A 17,562-nucleotide genomic window follows, 5' to 3' on the forward strand; every position below is an offset into this window, starting at 1 on the left:
AACAAGAGGGGGTGAGTCCTCAGCAAATTGAGACAGTGGCCGTACCCTCTATTGACCTAACTTTTGTGCAAGATACCCTAGTAGATGGCGTCACCTTTCGGGTCTTAGGAAAGCGAACGGACGATGCATTGAATGAAGACAGCCTTCAGGCGATACAAACGCGATTAACAGATCAATCTCAAGCGCTGTATTTCGAAGCAGCTTCAACTACGCTACAAGTATCTGACTCACTACGTCAGTATTTTCAGGATTTAACGCTATATTTAAAGCAGTATCCGGAACGAAATATTACGTTGGTGGGTCATACGGATAATAAGGGAGAAGCTAAACTGAATGTGCAGTACGGTCAGGAGCGTGCTGATTTTTTGAAGGAGATATTGGCCCGATCAGGAGTTACTCCCGCTCAAATTCAAACCAAATCAAAAGGAGAAGACCAACCGGTTGCCACTAACGATACTCCTGAGGGACGAAGTAAAAACCGCCGGGTAGAAATTATAGTTAACCAATAAAGGCAGTGTTCACGTTTTAATCTGATCGCTGCGTGGTGTTCTTGTATCCATGAAATTTTGAACACCTGAACACCTGAACACCTGAACACCTGAACACCTGAACACCTGAACACACTAACTAACCAATAACTTATGGCTGATCTAATTAAAATCTTAATTTTTCTAACCGGCTCTGCGGCTCTAGGCTTTATTCTAGGACGACGCTCCCGAAATTCTGATGTAGCGGTTCACGAGCATCAGGCCGATGAACAGCGAAGAGCGTTTGTAGAGATAAAAGGAAGGCTAGAGCGATGTACATCTAAACGAGCCGGCCTAGAGCGGGAATTAACGCAAATTAAACAGGGAAAGCCTGCAGAAAAAAAGATAGCTGCAACTAAAACCCCGCCGGTTACCAAACCAAAAAAACAGGACGCTCCCAAATCGAAGGCACCTAATTTAGCCCCTCCCAAACCGAAAGAAAAGAAGGCTAAACCACCTAAAGTTTCAGCCAAAGCAAAACAGGAGGAAGCTTTAGAGCGAGTAAAAGCTAACGCCCAAAAAATTGACTTTGATCGTATTGGTCGGGCTTCAGAAGCAGAAAAAGACAATTTGAAAAAGATTAAAGGAGTGGGTCCATTCTTAGAGAAAAAACTCAATACGCTGGGTATCTACACCTTTGCTCAAATCGCTAATTTTACTGACGATGATAAAGAGCGAGTAAATGAAGCCATCGAGTTCTTTCCCGGTCGTATCTCTCGTGACAATTGGGTAGACCAAGCTAAGAATCTTCAGCAGAGTGCTTAGTGGGGGTGATAATGATAGATAAATTGTATTTATGTGAATACTATGAAGCATTTAACAAATATCTAAAACGAATAAGATAAACAACGAAGGAGTTGAAGTATTTGGTTTTCATAGCCTCAATAATTGCATTACTTGTTAGTTGTAAAAATGGGCAAAAATCGCAAGAATTAGACTTACCAACTTTTGAAATAGAGAATCAAGATCTTACAAAAAATTATGTAAAAGCCTCATTCGATATTAGGCTGTATGAGAAAATTACGAAGGGCAAATTAGAGGAAATTGCGAATTATTTGAAGTCAGAGCACTATGGGTTTCAGAGATATTTCATCACCTATTATCTGCCAGAAATGGCAATTGGAAGTGGAGCATGGGCTACTAGCCATTTTAACGAAGAGCTTTCTGTAAGAATTCTAGGGTCAACGAAAGAGGAAGACCAGAAGATAGGAGGGTTTGATAATCCAGATGGTGAGGTAGTAGGAAGATGGAAAAGTAATGTAGTCGGATTTCCATCGAGGTCAATGATATTCATCAAAGGTTCAAAGACTTATTTTAGGCAGATATTTAAGGATGGCTCATTTGGGGATGACGAAATTAGCTCAAACGAGAAGAAATATACTCATCCAAATGATCCCGAATCTTATATGTTAATTGAGTCAAATGGAAACTTATGTTTTTATTCTCCAAACGGTAAGTATGAAGAAATGGTGAAATATTAACTTTCACAACCTAAAAGAAAACTAGTGTATGCCTGAAATGGATTAAGGCTTACTAATGATTCTATTGGGGGCATTTTAGGCTTATGAATGATACTTGGTCTGCACGCTTGAAAGCAGCGATTACTAATCACCCGAATATTTGACCGCATTGAAAGAAAGGCCAAAACTGTATAAAACTAGATTCGTATAAGTAGTCAAATGAGTAGAATAGCCTAAAAGGAAAATGGTAATAACAATAGCTGAAGACATAAGTAGAAAAATTGGGCTGGGAGAAGAAGAACTACTGCTCGAACTGGCAATTCTTCTATTTGAACAGGAAAGATTAACCTTAGGTCAGGCCAGTAGATTAGCTAAAATGCATCAATCACAGTTTCAAAAAGTGCTGGCAGAAAGAGAAATTTCTATACACTACGGAGAGATAGAACTATTAAGAGATGTTGAAACAGCACGAGAAATAAACTTGTGAAGATAATAGTTGTAAGTGATACCTCTCCGATAAGTAACTTAATACAAGTGGGGCGGCTTCAACTACTGCAATCCTTATTTGGTCATCTGATAGTACCCCCTTATGTTGATAAAGAAATACAAGCTTTAAGCGAATTTGGATATGATTTGAGTAGTTATGAGAAGGCAGAATGGGTAAAGGTACGCCATCCAAAATATACAGACTTAGTAAAAGAATTGGAGGAAGAATTAGATAGTGGGGAAGCGGAGGCAATAGCAATAAGTAAAGAGCTTGAAGCTGGTTTGTTACTAATAGATGAGCGAATAGGAACGCAAAAAGCGAATAGTTTAGGTTTGAAGACAATGGGCTTGTTAGGTTGTCTGCTGGAATGTAAACAAAGAGGGATACTCGAACAGATCAAACCAATAGTGGAGGAGTTAGAGCAGAGGGCAGGGTTTTTTGTGGGAGTAAAACTAAAGAAGTTAGTATATAGATTAGCGAATGAAGAGACATAAAACAGCATACTATTGATAACAAATTATCGATGCTTTAAGCTGTTAAACCTAGCTAATCTACAGGTCTGACACTGTTATCTACATCTGGATATTCATTCCCCAACCCCTAACGATAAAACATCTAAATAGTAACTATGACAGGTTTTCGGTATAACAAAAATCTACCCTTTGTCAAGAAGGAATCACGGGGAGTATGGTACGAAAATGGGCAGTTTATTCACGCTAAGTACGCTAGTAACACTGCTGCCTTTGGCGATATTTTACGCTGGCAGCTACGCACCAATCCGCAGAAAAAGCAAAAGAAGGAAGACGGCTTTTGGGTAAAGTGTATCTATAACTCGGCTTTTCTTAGCAGTTCCGAAGATATGATCGTCTGGTTAGGACACTCCTCCTTTTTTATCAGAATAGGTGGAATTAGCCTGCTCACTGATCCATGTCTGACTGATTTGCCAATGATTAAACGGCTGGTGCCACCACCTTGCCCAATTTCAGCACTTGACAATATTGACTATCTACTGATGTCGCACGGGCACCGCGATCATTTTGACGAAAAGGTGATTGCCCAACTTATTGAGCAAAATCCGGCCATGACTTTTTTGCTCCCGCTGGAGATTAGTAAGCTATTGGGAAAAAAGCGGAACTCAGTATTGTTTCAAGAGGCCGCATGGTGGCAACGATTCACCGTAAAAGATGATCTGGAGATTACGTTTCTTCCGGCGAAACACTGGAACCGACGTTACCTGCACGATTTGAATCGTCAGTTGTGGGGCAGTTTCTGGATTAAATATCAGGGTATCTCCATTTACTTTGGAGGCGATTCGGCTTACGATAGCCATTATTCGGAGATTAAAGAAGTGATGGGCGAGCCAGATATTTGCCTGCTGCCAATTGGAGCGTATCGACCTTCTTCGGTAATGAAATCGGCTCATATGAACCCGGCTGAAGCGGTGCAAGCCTTTCAAGACTTAGGGGGAAAAACAATCATACCGATGCACTACGGCACCTACGATTTATCGGATGAACCTTTGGGTGAGCCATTGCAGCTACTGCGGGAGTTTGATGAGATGGGCCGCCTAGCCGGTGAAGTAAAAGCCTTGGCAGTTGGTGAAGTGATGCCACTTAAAACAACAAAAAGCTGAAAGGATATCTCCCAGCTCTTTGCGAACGTCCATTATGAAAATCAAATCTACTGATACAAATGTAGGATCGAGATAGGAGAAGTATGTTACTAGAATGTTAAGGATTCATCAACAAGTTGTTACCTATCGTACTGAGTCAGAAATTCTTGCAGTTCAGCCAATTTATCAGTATTAATGAAGTCTACGTCGGCTTCCAGCAGCGTTTTCCAAACTAGTGTATTCTCAGGAGTAGCCCACAGTCGTACTTTTTTACCTTCCTGATGAGCAGTACGTGTAAGTGTTTTCAGCTTTTTGAGTTGCTTACGCGAAAGTGGTTCCTCGCCATCCCAATCAATAATGGCTCGATAGTGCTGGCTGATAACGGGCATAAAATCAGCCGAATAGCTTTGAGCTAAATCATCGGGTCGCCCATCAATACCTACTAACTGCAAACGCTCTTGTTGCACTTGCTCAATCGGGCGATTTCCCGATACAAATATGGTTACCGCTCCTGAATGAAATGTGCCGTCTTCGCTAAAGCTGAGCATATCTTGGTATGGAAGTATTACTTCTTTTAAGCGATTGTAAGTAAGTTCGGCCTCCGTTTTGAAGTCAAGCATCAAATAAAAATCCCCGTCGTATTTCGAGTAAACGCCTCCATTTTGTTGGGTAACCCGTTGCTCTAGTGGCTTCAAATAAGCTTCTTCCAGAGTAGGCAGCGAATGGGAACCCTCAGGCAGGTCGTGACCTACGTAGAGTTCTCCATTGATCAGTAAAACGTCAGCTTCCACACTAGTAAAACCATGATCCAGCGCATCCAATAAAGGTCGTTCGTGCCAATAGTCGTTGTGAGCGTGGGCATTGGGTAGAGGTGTAACTTGGGACCAACCTACATAGCTGACACTAAGTACGAATGAGAGTAACCATAGTAGTCGCCAGGTAAACATTGCGGTAATAGTTTAAATTAACCAAGAAAGTAAGATGAAATAGTAGCTAGTTAAGGCATCAATTTTTCATGATTTATAATTGGTTTTAGGTGACTTTTACTTCCGGTTAATTGCCAGTGTCCTAATGAGATAGGAATGTTACCGATAGCGTTTAGCTGATCGAAGAAACTTTTAATCTGAAAAGGTTCGGTACTGGATTCTTGGGTTCGACCATAATCAGCGAGCGCACTCTCCATCAAGTACTTTCCAGTAATATAACTGGTGCCATAACCTGGCTGGCGCAAGTACAAATGCTGCTCAAAGATAAGTAAGTCCTTTTCGGTTTTCATCCACCCCCGAGGGGTCCATTCCGAATGGATGCCCCCGGCCTCTTCCATCGTCATTTCGTTGGCGTGAGCGTAGAGTGAGCCTAATCCCCGTGCTGCTCGCTGAGCAATTAAAATGTACACAATCTCTCTAGACCGGGGGCTATCATCGTACAAGCCAGCTTGCATAAACATTTCTTCTACAGCAGTGGCCATTCCCTCGTTACGAGAGTCGAAGATATTATAGAGCAACGGACCACGGCGAATTTCACTAGCATGAGGTTCATTGTCCATTCGCGCTAACTCAAACCAATGATAAAAGTGGGAGTAAAGTGGGCGCGGATCATAATGAGCGGTGATCCAGAAGAAATTACGGGTTTCTTTGGGTACATATTGACCTAGGTGCGCGTACAAAGCAGGTTCAAAGTATTCCTTTACCGTTACTATTTCTTCCTGATCTAAAAAGGTTAGTAGGCTTTCGGCAGATTGTTCAGCCATTTTGTTATATGCCCCCGGCGAATCGGCATCGGGTAGTTCGGGTAGGTTACGATTGTGGTGCTCTTCTAGCTTTAGCGATGACCAAGCGCGGGCCAATTCTCGTTTTAGTAACAATACTTCATCTTCCCAGGTGAGCGGTACTAAGTGTACATTTTGCAAGTACCAAGTGTAATTATCTTTTCCAATACCCGACGGGCCGGTTTTGGAATCTGCCTTTTCCTCCAGCCAGCTAACCAAATCATTAGTAGACTCAATAGCCTCCTCAATAGCTGCTACCAAATCTGAATTCTCTTCAATCCCTGGTTTCTCTAGAATGTCTTTTAAGTCTTCGCTCTGAGTGCGTATGTCGCGGATACCCGTCACCCATAGGTCGCGAGCATTTCCGGTCAAATTTAGTTTAGCTTGTTCATTTAATGGTGGAATTACGCTTAGTTCAGCTAGTAATCGCTCTTGTTCTTCGTCGTTTAATGGAAATTCATAAGTCCAAATCTCGGTCGTCATGTGGTGGGTAGGCCCTTCGTGGGCAGGAACATCACTACGGGCTGTCCACAACGATTTGTAAAAAGCCGGGTCACGCACCCACGGTTTCAGTACCCGGTGGTTAAATTCGTAGCCGTTCATTTCAGCCCATAAAATGTACCAGTCAGCCTGCTGATTGATTGGCCAGTTGGTCGTATCTAAAGCTAACAATTCAGTTTGTAGTTTCTCGAAGTTAGAATGCCGCTGTTCAAAGGTTTCGGCAGTATAATCGGGTGCCCCCTCACGCAACGGTGGCTGCTCGAACTCCCGCCATTCGGCAAAAAGGTTAACTAAGTCCTGATAGTTTTGGGGAGCATAAGGGGGAAATACTTTAAAACTGAATAGTGGGAAAAGTAAAGCCGAAGCTACAGTAGTTAGTAAGATTTTTCTCATTTTGTGTAGTGTTATCAAGAGTGGTGAATATAGGCGATAGCACTATGGAAGCCAAATTGAGTAGATTGAATTCATCTTTTCATAAAAAAGTATGGTAAGTATCTTGTGTCGATCCGGTTTATTAGTAGATCAGTAATTTCAATTGATTGTTTTATCATTTACGAAGAACGTCACTGTAATTTTTAGCGATGTGATAATCGTCTAGCAAATCACTATATTTGTACGATGCAAATAAATAGTTAAACGAAACAAATCTTTTTATGCGTTTCACCATCATACTCTTTTTGTCTTACGTCTTCGTATTCACTTCAACTGTTGGCTACTCGCAAAGTGAAACTAATTCTCAATCGTACTACGATTTAGTGATTAATCATTTCACCAAACGTTTGGCTAACGGGAAAGACAAATATGGTCCTCAGACCACCCCATTCTGGATGTCTAGCCTAAACACTGCTACCGGAGAACATTACGGAAACGATACGCTTCGTCCCGACGACCGTCCGCAGCGGTTGTACCAAGATCGCCCAGTCGAAGCCCCCTGGGGTTCTAGCATGTACTGGGATATGCCGCAGGTAGTCGTTGCCTATTATTTGTCCGAGAAAACCAATGACGCTACTTACTCCGATGCTGCCGATGCGTATATTCAGGCATTCTTTGAAAATTGTGTCGCTAAAAACGGGCGATTCCTCTGGGGAAACCATTATTACTACGATGCTTTTCAGGATGCTACGTTAGAGTTCGGTTCAGATGGTATTGCCGAAAAGGTTGATTTCGCTACCGAAACCGCTGTTTTGCATGAAATGCGACCTATCGCCCCCTCCTGGCAAGCTCTCTGGAATATTGATCCTGAGATCACTGAAGCCGCTATTCGCTCGGCGATAGATGGCCACTTAACTAACTCTGCTACCGGAGAGTTTAACCGCCACGCAGAAGGTAAACGAGGGCACGCTTTTTTAGAGGCGGGCGGAGTATTAGTATATAGTGCTGCGTGGCTTTACGCGAAAACGCAAGACGCTAGTTTGCTGGAAAAGGCTAAGAGAATGGCCAACTATAGCTTCTTGAATAAAGGGGCAGAAACCGGATTGCTAGAAAATAGTCCTAACCAAGATCGTTGGGATAAGATATACTCTACTACTGAGGTAGGGTTGTGGGCGCGAGGCTTACTAGAGGCGGCAAACTACGTAGATGAAACTACCCGACAGCAGTGGATTACGATGGCTGATGAAGCGATGACAGCTTGGTTGGAGTATGGATTTGATCCTAAGCAATACGAGTACTATGGTATTCTACGAGTATCGAACGGAGAGCCGGTTTTTGAAGAAGACTTTCTAAATGATTTTGAAAGTAAAACAGTATACAGTCCTGATAACTACACTTCTTTCTGGGAACCACTGTTTCCTCGTCACGATTATCCTATGCCCTTTGCCGAGAGTTGCCTGAAGCTGTACGAGTTAACGGGAAAGGATTATTACAAATCAGCCTGCTACCGCTGGATGGCGGCGATTAAAAATGACTTGCCCGCTTGGGATGGCAAGGGTGGCTACGCTGATCTCTACGGGCGAGTTATCCATTTCTTGTTGGGCGGGCACAAAACCTTCTCAGACGAACGGTTCCGTATCTTGGCCCAAGATGTGGCAGATGAAGCGGTTGAGCGTCTGTACGCCCAGGGAATGTTTCGAACGCACACGGGTGAAGATCGCTACGATGTAGCCGATATGTTCGGTTTTCTGGCGGCTTCGCTCATCTGGCTAGAAACTGGTGAAGAACCAAATATGATGGGAATCTACTATTGATGACGAATGATGAGCAACCAATAACTGCGGACTATCGACCGTGGACTATTAACTAAAAAATACAATGGCGAACTATATTCTGGAAAACGATCATCTAACTGCTACCTTAAAATCGGAAGGCGCCGAACTTACCAGCGTCCGAAGTAAAGCCGATAATCAAGAATATATTTGGCAGGCCGATCCGGCGGTTTGGGCGCGCCATGCACCCGTATTGTTCCCCATTGTTGGACGACTAAAGGACAATCAGTACCAATTGAATGGAGATGCTTATTCAATGGGGCAACACGGCTTTGCCCGCGACCAGAACTTTTCGGTAATTAATCAGTCCGATACCGAAATCACGTTTGGGTTAACCGCTTCTCCCGAAACCCAAAAAATGTATCCGTTCAATTTTGTGCTAGATATTCGGTATACGCTTCAAGATAATGAGCTTACGGTGGCTTATCAGGTAACGAACCAGGATCAGGTTACCATGCCTTTCTCCATTGGTGCACACCCGGCTTTTTATTGCCCCACCCAACAGAATCAGCGTTTGGAGGAGTATCATTTGCAATTTGAAAAGCCAGAGACGCTGAGCCGTCATCTATTAGAAGACGGTCTTAGAAATGGCGATACCGAACCACTGTTGAACAATGAAGATGTGCTACCACTGCACCGGAAACTATTTGAATCTGATGCCATTATTTTCAAAGACATAGCGTCAGATTGGGTACGTATTTTGCGGCAATCCGATGGTCAACGGGTAGTCACGGTAATATTCTCTGGATTTCCTTACTTAGGCATTTGGCAGAAGGTAGGAGCCGATTTCTACTGTATTGAACCTTGGTACGGTCTGGCTGATACAGAAGAGGGGCAAGCGGACTTTGCCCAGAAGGAAGGAATTATGACATTGTCACCGGAAGAACAGTTTAGTGCTGAATATCAAATAAAGTTTCATTAGCATAGTTTACCTTTTGGGTAATTACCGATAAAAGGTAAAGTTTTTGTAACTTGAGAAGTTAAAATTTAAGAAGTTACCTAAATGATGAAACTAATAAGTGGTCGGCCTTGGATAAAAAGCTGGGTGATTTTAGCTATTGCAGCACTATGCTGGAGTTGCCAGAAAGATGGGGTGCAACCCAAAGCCACGCTACCTACGGTTCGAGAGCTTTCCAATGAAGAGCAGGAGTTAGTACGGTCAGTGAATAATTTTGCTTTTGACCTTGTCCGTCAGGCTACTAAGCAGTCGTCTGCTCAAAATGTGTTCTTATCGCCGCTCAGCGTGAACTTAGCTATGAGCTTGATGCTTAATGGCTCAGCTGAATCTACCCGTGATCAGCTTTATCAGTCTTTAGACTTTGAAGTGCTTTCACCTCTAGAAATTAACAAAGCATATAGCGAGCTTATTCCTTTTTTGCAAGAATTAGACCCTGAAGTTAGTTTCTCACTAGCCAATGCCATTTGGTACGATCAAAGGCTATCGATTAGCCCCTTCTATCAAAATATTCTTCTGGCGTATTACAATGCCCATGCTATTGATCTGAATTTTAAAAGTAAGCGAGCCACTACAGTTATTCAGAAGTGGGTAGAAAATCAGATGCCGTATAAACTGTCACAACCGCTTACCTTATCAGATTCTCGGGCTAATTTGTACATGACCAACGCAGTGCAATTCAACGGAAAGTGGGCGATGCCTTTTCGGAAAGAGTTGACTCGTCCTTCCGAATTTTACTTACCTAATGGCAACAGTATTGTTGCCGACATGATGTATGCTGACCAAGCAGAGTATCGTTTTCATCAAACTGAGTCAGCCTCCTACATTGATATACCCTACGGAAACAAGCAGTACAGCATGACCCTGGTAATGCCTAAGGCAGAAGATAGTTTGCACCACTTAGCTAACATCCTAGATGCAGAAAAACTTGATGCTATTTTAGATGCTGCTGATACGCTAGAGCAAGGTTTATATCTACCTAAATTTGCTATCAATTATCAGGCATCTTTAAAAAATATGCTTTCTCAGTTAGGAATGGGAATTGCATTTCAAGATAGTGCCAACTTCTCCTTATTCTTCTCAGAGGCTAATCAGCAACCTCATTTGAACGATATGTTACACCAAGCTTCCATTGAAATTAGCGAAATTGGAGCTAAAGCGGCATCGCTTACATCTACGCTATCAATAGAGAACGCGGCTCCTTCGGTACGGATAGATCGCTCTTTTCTGTTTTTTATTCGGGAGCAACACTCAGGAGTTATTTTATTTGCGGGAGTGCTTACAAATCCTGTAATTTAGCTGCCTCTTTAAATAGGCAACCAAAGCCCTTTTCTATTTCTATGCAACCACGAGTTCTTCGTATCCATCCAGACGACAACGTTATTGTAGCGCTAGACCAGCTCAACACTGGTGAGAAAGTCCAGCTCCAATCTGATATTTATAATATTCGACAAGACATACCACCTAAGCATAAGTTTGCCCAGGTTGACTTTCTGCCCGGGGATACTATTATCATGTACGGAGTGCGGGTTGGCAAAGCAATATATCCTATTAGACGGGGTGAAGCAATCACTACTCAGAATATTCACCACGATGCAGAAAACTACAATCTACGGGAACAGCAGTACCAATGGTTACCTCCTTTAGTAAGTCGTTGGCAGAATACCACCTTTGAAGGATACTACCGAGCCGATGGAAAGGTAGGAGTGGCTAATTACTGGCTGGTGATTCCGTTAGTATTTTGTGAGAATCGCAATCTTCATGTTATGCGCGAAGCTTTGGTGAAGGAACTGGGCTACAACCGTTCGCAAAGTCATCGGTTCGATGTGCGTACGTTGGTTGAGCAGCACCGGGCTGGAGCTACTTCGGAAGACCTTTTGTCTGCCCCCATCACCCTCTCCAACGGTAATTCAAGTCAGCACCAAACATTCCCTAATGTAGATGGGATTCAGTTCCTTACCCACGAGGGCGGCTGCGGAGGTACTCGGCAAGATGCCCAGACCTTGTGTGCGCTGTTTGCTGGGTATATCACCCACGCTAATGTGGCGGGTGCTACGGTACTCAGCTTAGGTTGTCAGAATGCGGAAGATACATTGCTTATAGAGGAGATCAAAAAGCGAGATGCTAATTTTAGTAAACCGCTGTATATTCTGGAACAGCAGCAAAGTGCTTCCGAAGAAGAGTTTCTGGAGGAAGCCATAAAAAAGACTTTTGTGGGATTAACGCAAGCTAACCAAGTAGAGCGAAAACCCGCTCCCCTTAGTAAGTTAGTAGTAGGGTTAGAATGTGGTGGCTCCGATGGTTTTTCGGGTATTTCGGCCAATCCAGCAGTAGGGCACGCGGCTGATCTACTAGTGGCTTTGGGGGGCTCAGTCATTCTATCGGAGTTTCCGGAATTGTGTGGAGTGGAACAGGAACTCACCGACCGCTGCACTGACCAAGCTACGGCCGAACGGTTTATTACCCTAATGCGGGCGTACAGCCGTCGGGCAGAAGAAGTGGGCAGTGGCTTCGATATGAATCCCTCTCCCGGAAACATTAAAGACGGACTGATTACGGACGCTATTAAATCGGCCGGTGCCGCTAAGAAAGGGGGAACCTCCCCGGTAGTAGCCGTGCTGGATTATCCCGAACCCGTAACTAAGTCTGGTTTGAATCTACTTTGCACTCCCGGCAACGATGTGGAATCAACTACTGGTCTAGCCGGAGCCGGAGCTACTGTAATTCTGTTCACTACTGGCTTGGGCACACCCACCGGAAATGCGGTAGCACCTACGTTGAAAATAGCCAGTAACACTTCATTGGCCAAACGGATGAACGATATTATTGATATTAATGCCGGAACGGTAATTTCAGGAGAAGATACGATTGAGAGTAAAGGAGAAGAAATTCTGGACTATATTATTCGCACGGCTCAAGGCCATTATGCTCCTAAAGCAGTCCGCCTAGGTCAAGATGATTTTATCCCTTGGAAGCGAGGAGTATCGCTATAAATTTAGTGACATCTGGTCTTGTGAGGACGCTGAAGAGATAGCCGATGATAGGCGAACAGTAAACGTAGTTCCTTCCCCCAGCGTAGAATCTACGTGGATGCTGCCCTTCATTTTATCAATGGCCTCTTTTACTAAATACAATCCTAAGCCCGAACCATCCTCTTGAACACTAGCTCGGTAAAACATATCAAATATCTTATTAAGATGTTCTTTAGCAATTCCTTGGCCGTTATCAGCCACTTGGATAGTAACTTCCCGTTCTGAAGCAAATACCGATACCCGTACCTCACCTGGGCGCCGGTGGGTGCTGCTATACTTATAAGCATTACTAATCAAATTGCTCAGAACTACATTAATACTATGGGGATCAGAGTGAAAGGTACTGGATTGATGAACATTGATGATCTTTTCCATCTGAACGGCCGAATCGCTGTACCCCAAATTATCGAAAGCATCATTGACTAGTTCGTTAAAGTCTATAGCCTCCTGACGCAAGCCTCGATCCCTATTTTTAGAATAATTTACAATCTCATGGATGAAATCATTAAGGCGATGGATGCTCTTTTCCATTAATCGCAAATATAGTTGCTTCTCTTCTTCATCTCTTTCATCTCGGAAGATGTTGATTAGTCCGAGCAAAGAGGCTAAAGGCGCTTTTAGATCATGAGTGGCGCCATATAGAAAATGCTGAAGGTGTTCGACAGAAGCTTGTTCAGTCTTTAATATTTTGGTAAGCGTATTCTCCAGTCGTTTCTGTTCTTTGATAGACACTAAGCACACTACTGTGGTATTTCTCTCCGATATGTGGGCATTAACGAGCATCCAGTGCGACCGCTTGCTCTCAGGATATAGCTGCCATTCGGCATTTTCCCAGTGAGACCTTTCGCTGAGTAGTTCCGCTATTGGAACTGTTCTTTGGATATGACCACTGTAAATAGCTACCGACTGGCGCAAGAATTCTTGCGGACGGATTTCTAGCTGTTGCTGGGCCGCCTTATTGCTGCGCAAGCATTGACCCAAAGAGTTACATTCAAATAAGAAAACATTAGGTAGAAAATCAGCTATCTCCGGTAAAACCGTTGTTTTTGGTTCAGGAAAAGGTAGAGCAGTCATTGTTATAAATTGACCAGTTTCCCCCGAGTCTAGCGTAATATCCTCGGTTGATATCTGAACATACTGCCGACTTCCATCTTTTCGCTGAATAAATTGATAACCCTTGTAGTCATCGCCATCTACGTAATTTTGAAAATGTAAGCGAGCTTGATCACGAAAATGTTGAGGAGCCAATTTTTCTACCGACTGGTGTAATAATTCATCAGGGGTATATCCGTAAATACTACAAAAAGTTGGATTGGCTTCTATCAGTTTACGCTGAGCATTTACAATTCCTAATCCGATTGTTGAAGAGGCCCATAGCAGATGTTCTAGCGTAGCTGGTTTGGTTATCATTGGTAGCAGTATTCGGGCGTAAATTAATTGATCGAGTAGCTATTGAACCCCGAATATAAGCGAAGTAAAGAGAAAAAATAAAGGTTTGAGTTTAGTAGGCTAAAAAAAATTAATACAAATTAAGCGGCATTTTTTAGAACACAAAGACAATCAACCAATTACAGTAACTACTTTGAGGTGCTTGTTTAGGATAAGTTTTTTGGACGTTTGTATAAGGGAACGGTGCTACAGGGTTCGCCGTACATAATAGTGCTAGCATGGGGGCGAAGTAAGCGAGTAATTTCCACGTAGGCAAAAGTAGGTACTGGCAAGTTGCCACATCCTTTGACCACTACCTTGGCATTTTGAAATTCGGTAGGATCAATTTTCGATAAGGCTTCTTGAAATAATGCTGCTTCTAGCGTTTCTAACGATCCAAAAATTACCCGTTGAGCGTAGGGTTCTAGTTTAGTAGCCAGTAGCATGTAAGCCCACGTAGGGACAATAGCATCTATTGAGCAGGTTAAGGCAACCTGCTTGTCCTGATACTGCGACCAATCGTGCTCTTTAACAAACAATCTAAAATCTTTCTCCCGCAAAATCATTTCCTGAAAGAGGTTGTCTTTAATATCATAAACCACCCGTTCGCCCAGTGGATAATATTCTTCCAGGTCAAAGGTGATTAATGAGCTATTGGCTACTCGGTTTACAATTTCGGTTTCGTTACTATTGGTCATTATTCATAAGTCATTGGTCATTATTGCTAACGCAACAGCTTGTTTTTAGGTTGAGTGGTGCGGTATTCCTTCAAGTAAAACGGCACGAAATAGGCTAAGTCTTCAAATTCCTCTTGTTCGTACTTATACTGGGCTAGTTCACCAACCGGACGAGCCGAAGGCTGAACTCCACTAATGAAATGGGCATTAGGATGATGTTGCAGTAGGTCCCGGCACTTATTGCTGCCGTTCCCAAAGAAGATGATCGCGTGCTGATCTAATTCCACTTGAAAGGCTTGTTCATCTATAATTAACGGCTGGGTTTCTTTAATTAGCGTACCCGTTTCATCCTGCAGCAGACAGTAAACCTCCATTCGTCGGGCATCGAGCATCGGGCATAGCCAGCTTTCGGACAGATTAGAATCTTTCATTCCCTGGGCCATTGCTTCCAGCGTATTAACGGCAATGACCGGAATATCTAAGGCGTAGCCAATACCTTTCACGGCGGATACTCCGATCCGTAATCCCGTGTAGGAACCTGGGCCAATAGAAACGGCAACGGCATTCAGTTGATTTCGCTCCACCTCACAGTGCTGAAGCAAATTGTCAATCATTACGTGCAATAGCGACGAATGTGACTTATCCAGATGTACTTCCTGCAAACCCAGCAAAGTTTCATCCCGGTGCAAAGCCACCGAACAGGTTTTAGTAGCTGTTTCTATACTTAGGAGAACCATAAAAGATATGAAATGTGAAATATGAAGGATGAAAAAGTGTAAAACGGTAAAAGGTGAAAAGGGTAAAAATCAACAACCAACAATTTAGCAATCGAACCATCGAACAATTTGACAATCAACAAAATCCTCAACAACTTGAGCCATTCATCATTATAGAGGCAAAAATATGAAAACTACCGAAGAGCTTTACAATATATTCTTACGTTGCGGAAAAGTGTCTACCGATACTCGAAGAATTGACCCCGCAAGTATGTTCTTCGCCCTGAAGGGAGCGAACTTTAACGGCAATAAGTTTGCGGGGGAAGCAGTGGGAAAAGGAGCGGCTTACGCAGTTATTGACGAAACTGAATTTCAGCAAGACGAACGATTTCTGCTGGTAGATGATGTGCTGACCTCACTCCAAAATTTAGCGCACCACCACCGGAAGCAACTGGACATGCCCGTAATTGGTATCAACGGAACCAACGGTAAAACCACGACCAAAGAGCTACTTCACGCAGTGCTAAGCCAAAAGTACGAAACCCTGGCCACCAAGGGTAATCTCAACAATCATATCGGCGTTCCGCTGACGCTGCTGGAGTTGTCCGAAGATACTGAGATGGCTATCATAGAATTGGGGGCAAACGCGGTAGGCGAGATTGCTACGCTCTGCCAGATTGCTCACCCTACCTACGGACTAACCACCAACATTGGCAAAGCCCACATGGAGGGTTTTGGCGGGCTGGAAGGAGCTATTCGGGGAGAGAGTGAGCAGTATGATTATATGCGGAAGACGAACGGTACGGTATTTATCAACTCCCAAAACCCGTTGCTGAGTAATATGGCCAAGCGGTTTGAGCAACCGTATCTTTATCCGGCAGCCAACGACTACTTTCACTGCGAGTTTATCTCCGCCGATCCGTTTGTGCGCTATCGTCACGAAGATGGTCAGAAGATAGAAACCCAGTTGCTAGGAGGGTACAATTTTGAAAATATCGCGGCGGCCTTATGCATCGGTAAATTCTTTGGTGTGCCCGCCAAACAAGCCAACCAAGCGGTAGCCGATTATCAACCATCCAACAAGCGTTCGCAGATTGTTAAGAAGGATAGTAACACCATTATTCTGGATGCCTATAACGCCAACCCTGACTCTATGCAAGCCGCCATTGAGAACTTAAAAGCGATGCAAGCTACGCAAAAAGTGGTCATCCTGGGTGACATGTACGAATTGGGCGAAGATAGTCCGCAAGAACACCGAGCTATTGGTGAGCAACTTGCCTCGGCGGGGTTTACCCAAGTATTTCTCTGCGGAGAACTGATGCACGATGCCGCCGAAACTTATCCGGAAGCGCACTACTTTCCCCAAAAGGCTGATCTAGAAAGCTTTCTGAAAGAAAACCCAGTTCAGGATAGTACGATATTGCTAAAAGCCTCGCGGGGTATTGCGTTGGAATCATTGGTAGATTTGCTCTGAAAATGGCGGATTAGTGCATATTAATCGCCACCATTATTTATTACAGCAGATTTATTATCTTTCAGAAAAAAGAACATATGAAGTTTACTGCCATAATAGAACAGGATGATCAGGTTGGTACGTTGGGCAGATAGAAGAATTTCCGGCAGCTATCTCGCAAGGGAAAAACGTAGAAGAGGTTAAAACAAATCTATTAGATGCTCTGCACTTACTGTTAGTTGGGTATTCCCTCAATTAAATGACTCAAAAAAAGGTATGGCCAATGAGTACGATAAAATAATCAAAGAGAATATTGAAGCTCTTATTCTTCCCCTAGCTGGACGATTATTTCAGTTAGAAATTAAGTCAATGACCGAAGTGCCGGACGAGTTGCAGGTAACATTAGAGAGGAAGCCGGATTATTTGAAGCACATTACGACTCAGGACGATCAAACTTCATACTCTACATTGAGTTTCAGTCAACTAACGATGGTGGCATGATCTACCGGATGTTGGAGTATTATGCCTTACTACTTCGCAAACACCGTTTACCGGGTATCCAGTTTGTCGTTTATCTAGGGCAGGAAAAACCGACGATGATCACTGTTTGGGAGTCTGCTAATATTACGTTTCAGTTTACGCTTAAGAACCTAAAAGACTACGATTACCGAAACTTAGTAGCCTCGGATATCCCCGAAGAAGTGATCTTAGCTGTCCTGAGTGATTTTCGAGATCAACCTCC

17 protein-coding genes and 1 pseudogene are annotated in these 17,562 nt (G+C 43.4%); 13 read left to right on the forward strand and 5 right to left on the reverse strand.

Going from position 1 to position 17,562, the window contains the following annotated elements; translation table 11 throughout:
* From WBA23_RS21835 to WBA23_RS21860, 6 genes are all read left to right on the forward strand, one after another.
* Positions 1–509 (forward strand): OmpA family protein (locus WBA23_RS21835; RefSeq protein WP_424584400.1); only part of this gene is annotated, 509 nt, incomplete at its 5' end.
* Positions 510–641: 132 nt separating this feature from the next.
* A complete protein-coding gene (locus WBA23_RS21840; protein WP_424584401.1) occupies positions 642–1,292 on the forward strand; it encodes a hypothetical protein in 651 nt (216 codons plus the stop codon).
* A gap of 92 nt (positions 1,293–1,384) precedes the next feature.
* Positions 1,385–2,008 carry a hypothetical protein gene (locus tag WBA23_RS21845; RefSeq protein ID WP_424584402.1) on the forward strand — a complete coding sequence of 208 codons (624 nt, stop codon included), beginning with the start codon at positions 1,385–1,387 and terminating at the stop codon, positions 2,006–2,008.
* 223 nt (positions 2,009–2,231) lie between these two features.
* Positions 2,232–2,474: a UPF0175 family protein gene (locus tag WBA23_RS21850; protein WP_424584403.1), complete on the forward strand. Its 243-nt coding sequence runs from the start codon at positions 2,232–2,234 to the stop codon at positions 2,472–2,474.
* Positions 2,471–2,968: a DUF3368 domain-containing protein gene (locus tag WBA23_RS21855; RefSeq protein WP_424584404.1), complete on the forward strand. Its 498-nt coding sequence runs from the start codon at positions 2,471–2,473 to the stop codon at positions 2,966–2,968. The genes WBA23_RS21850 and WBA23_RS21855 overlap by 4 nt, the downstream gene beginning before the upstream one ends.
* Positions 2,969–3,102: 134 nt before the next feature.
* Complete coding sequence (locus tag WBA23_RS21860; RefSeq protein ID WP_424584405.1) at positions 3,103–4,107, forward strand: MBL fold metallo-hydrolase; 1,005 nt, start codon at positions 3,103–3,105, stop codon at positions 4,105–4,107.
* A 119-nt stretch (positions 4,108–4,226) separates the two neighbouring features.
* Here the strand turns inward: WBA23_RS21860 and WBA23_RS21865 are convergent, their stop codons facing one another.
* Complete coding sequence (locus tag WBA23_RS21865; RefSeq protein WP_424584406.1) at positions 4,227–5,033, reverse strand: phosphatidylinositol-specific phospholipase C/glycerophosphodiester phosphodiesterase family protein; 807 nt, start codon at positions 5,031–5,033, stop codon at positions 4,227–4,229.
* Between the two features lie 50 nt (positions 5,034–5,083).
* Positions 5,084–6,748 carry a hypothetical protein gene (locus tag WBA23_RS21870; protein ID WP_424584407.1) on the reverse strand — a complete coding sequence of 555 codons (1,665 nt, stop codon included), beginning with the start codon at positions 6,746–6,748 and terminating at the stop codon, positions 5,084–5,086.
* Between the two features lie 260 nt (positions 6,749–7,008).
* On the opposite strand from WBA23_RS21870, the gene WBA23_RS21875 reads away from it, so the two are divergent.
* From WBA23_RS21875 to WBA23_RS21890, 4 genes are all read left to right on the forward strand, one after another.
* Positions 7,009–8,541, forward strand: a complete 1,533-nt coding sequence (locus tag WBA23_RS21875; RefSeq protein WP_424584408.1) for a hypothetical protein — start codon at positions 7,009–7,011, stop codon at positions 8,539–8,541.
* Positions 8,542–8,605: 64 nt separating this feature from the next.
* Positions 8,606–9,481, forward strand: a complete 876-nt coding sequence (locus tag WBA23_RS21880; protein WP_424584409.1) for an aldose 1-epimerase family protein — start codon at positions 8,606–8,608, stop codon at positions 9,479–9,481.
* Positions 9,482–9,562: 81 nt separating this feature from the next.
* The gene (locus tag WBA23_RS21885) at positions 9,563–10,813 is read left to right on the forward strand and encodes a serpin family protein (RefSeq protein WP_424584410.1); all 1,251 of its coding nucleotides are present in this window, start codon (positions 9,563–9,565) and stop codon (positions 10,811–10,813) included.
* A gap of 41 nt (positions 10,814–10,854) precedes the next feature.
* Positions 10,855–12,507 (forward strand): UxaA family hydrolase, encoded by a 1,653-nt coding sequence (locus WBA23_RS21890; RefSeq protein ID WP_424584411.1) that lies wholly within the window; start codon positions 10,855–10,857, stop codon positions 12,505–12,507.
* Here the strand turns inward: WBA23_RS21890 and WBA23_RS21895 are convergent.
* From WBA23_RS21895 to tsaB, 3 genes are all read right to left on the reverse strand, one after another.
* Positions 12,502–13,956, reverse strand: a complete 1,455-nt coding sequence (locus WBA23_RS21895) for a PAS domain-containing sensor histidine kinase (protein WP_424584412.1) — start codon at positions 13,954–13,956, stop codon at positions 12,502–12,504. The genes WBA23_RS21890 and WBA23_RS21895 overlap by 6 nt on opposite strands.
* 185 nt (positions 13,957–14,141) lie before the next feature.
* Positions 14,142–14,672: a DUF2480 family protein gene (locus WBA23_RS21900; RefSeq protein WP_424584413.1), complete on the reverse strand. Its 531-nt coding sequence runs from the start codon at positions 14,670–14,672 to the stop codon at positions 14,142–14,144.
* 26 nt (positions 14,673–14,698) lie between these two features.
* Positions 14,699–15,388 (reverse strand): tRNA (adenosine(37)-N6)-threonylcarbamoyltransferase complex dimerization subunit type 1 TsaB, encoded by a 690-nt coding sequence (tsaB, locus tag WBA23_RS21905; RefSeq protein ID WP_424584414.1) that lies wholly within the window; start codon positions 15,386–15,388, stop codon positions 14,699–14,701.
* 166 nt (positions 15,389–15,554) lie between these two features.
* On the opposite strand from tsaB, the gene WBA23_RS21910 reads away from it, so the two are divergent.
* From WBA23_RS21910 to WBA23_RS21920, 3 genes and pseudogenes are all read left to right on the forward strand, one after another.
* Positions 15,555–16,841, forward strand: a complete 1,287-nt coding sequence (locus tag WBA23_RS21910; RefSeq protein WP_424584415.1) for a UDP-N-acetylmuramoyl-tripeptide--D-alanyl-D-alanine ligase — start codon at positions 15,555–15,557, stop codon at positions 16,839–16,841.
* Between the two features lie 255 nt (positions 16,842–17,096).
* On the forward strand, positions 17,097–17,321 hold the full coding sequence (locus WBA23_RS21915; protein ID WP_424584416.1) for a hypothetical protein: 225 nt from the start codon (positions 17,097–17,099) through the stop codon (positions 17,319–17,321).
* Positions 17,318–17,562: pseudogene (locus WBA23_RS21920) on the forward strand (hypothetical protein); the annotation flags it as partial. The gene WBA23_RS21915 and the pseudogene WBA23_RS21920, both read left to right, overlap by 4 nt.

The sequence above is a fragment of the Tunicatimonas sp. genome (assembly GCF_049647865.1).
Taxonomy (GTDB): Bacteria; Bacteroidota; Bacteroidia; order Cytophagales; family Cyclobacteriaceae; genus Tunicatimonas.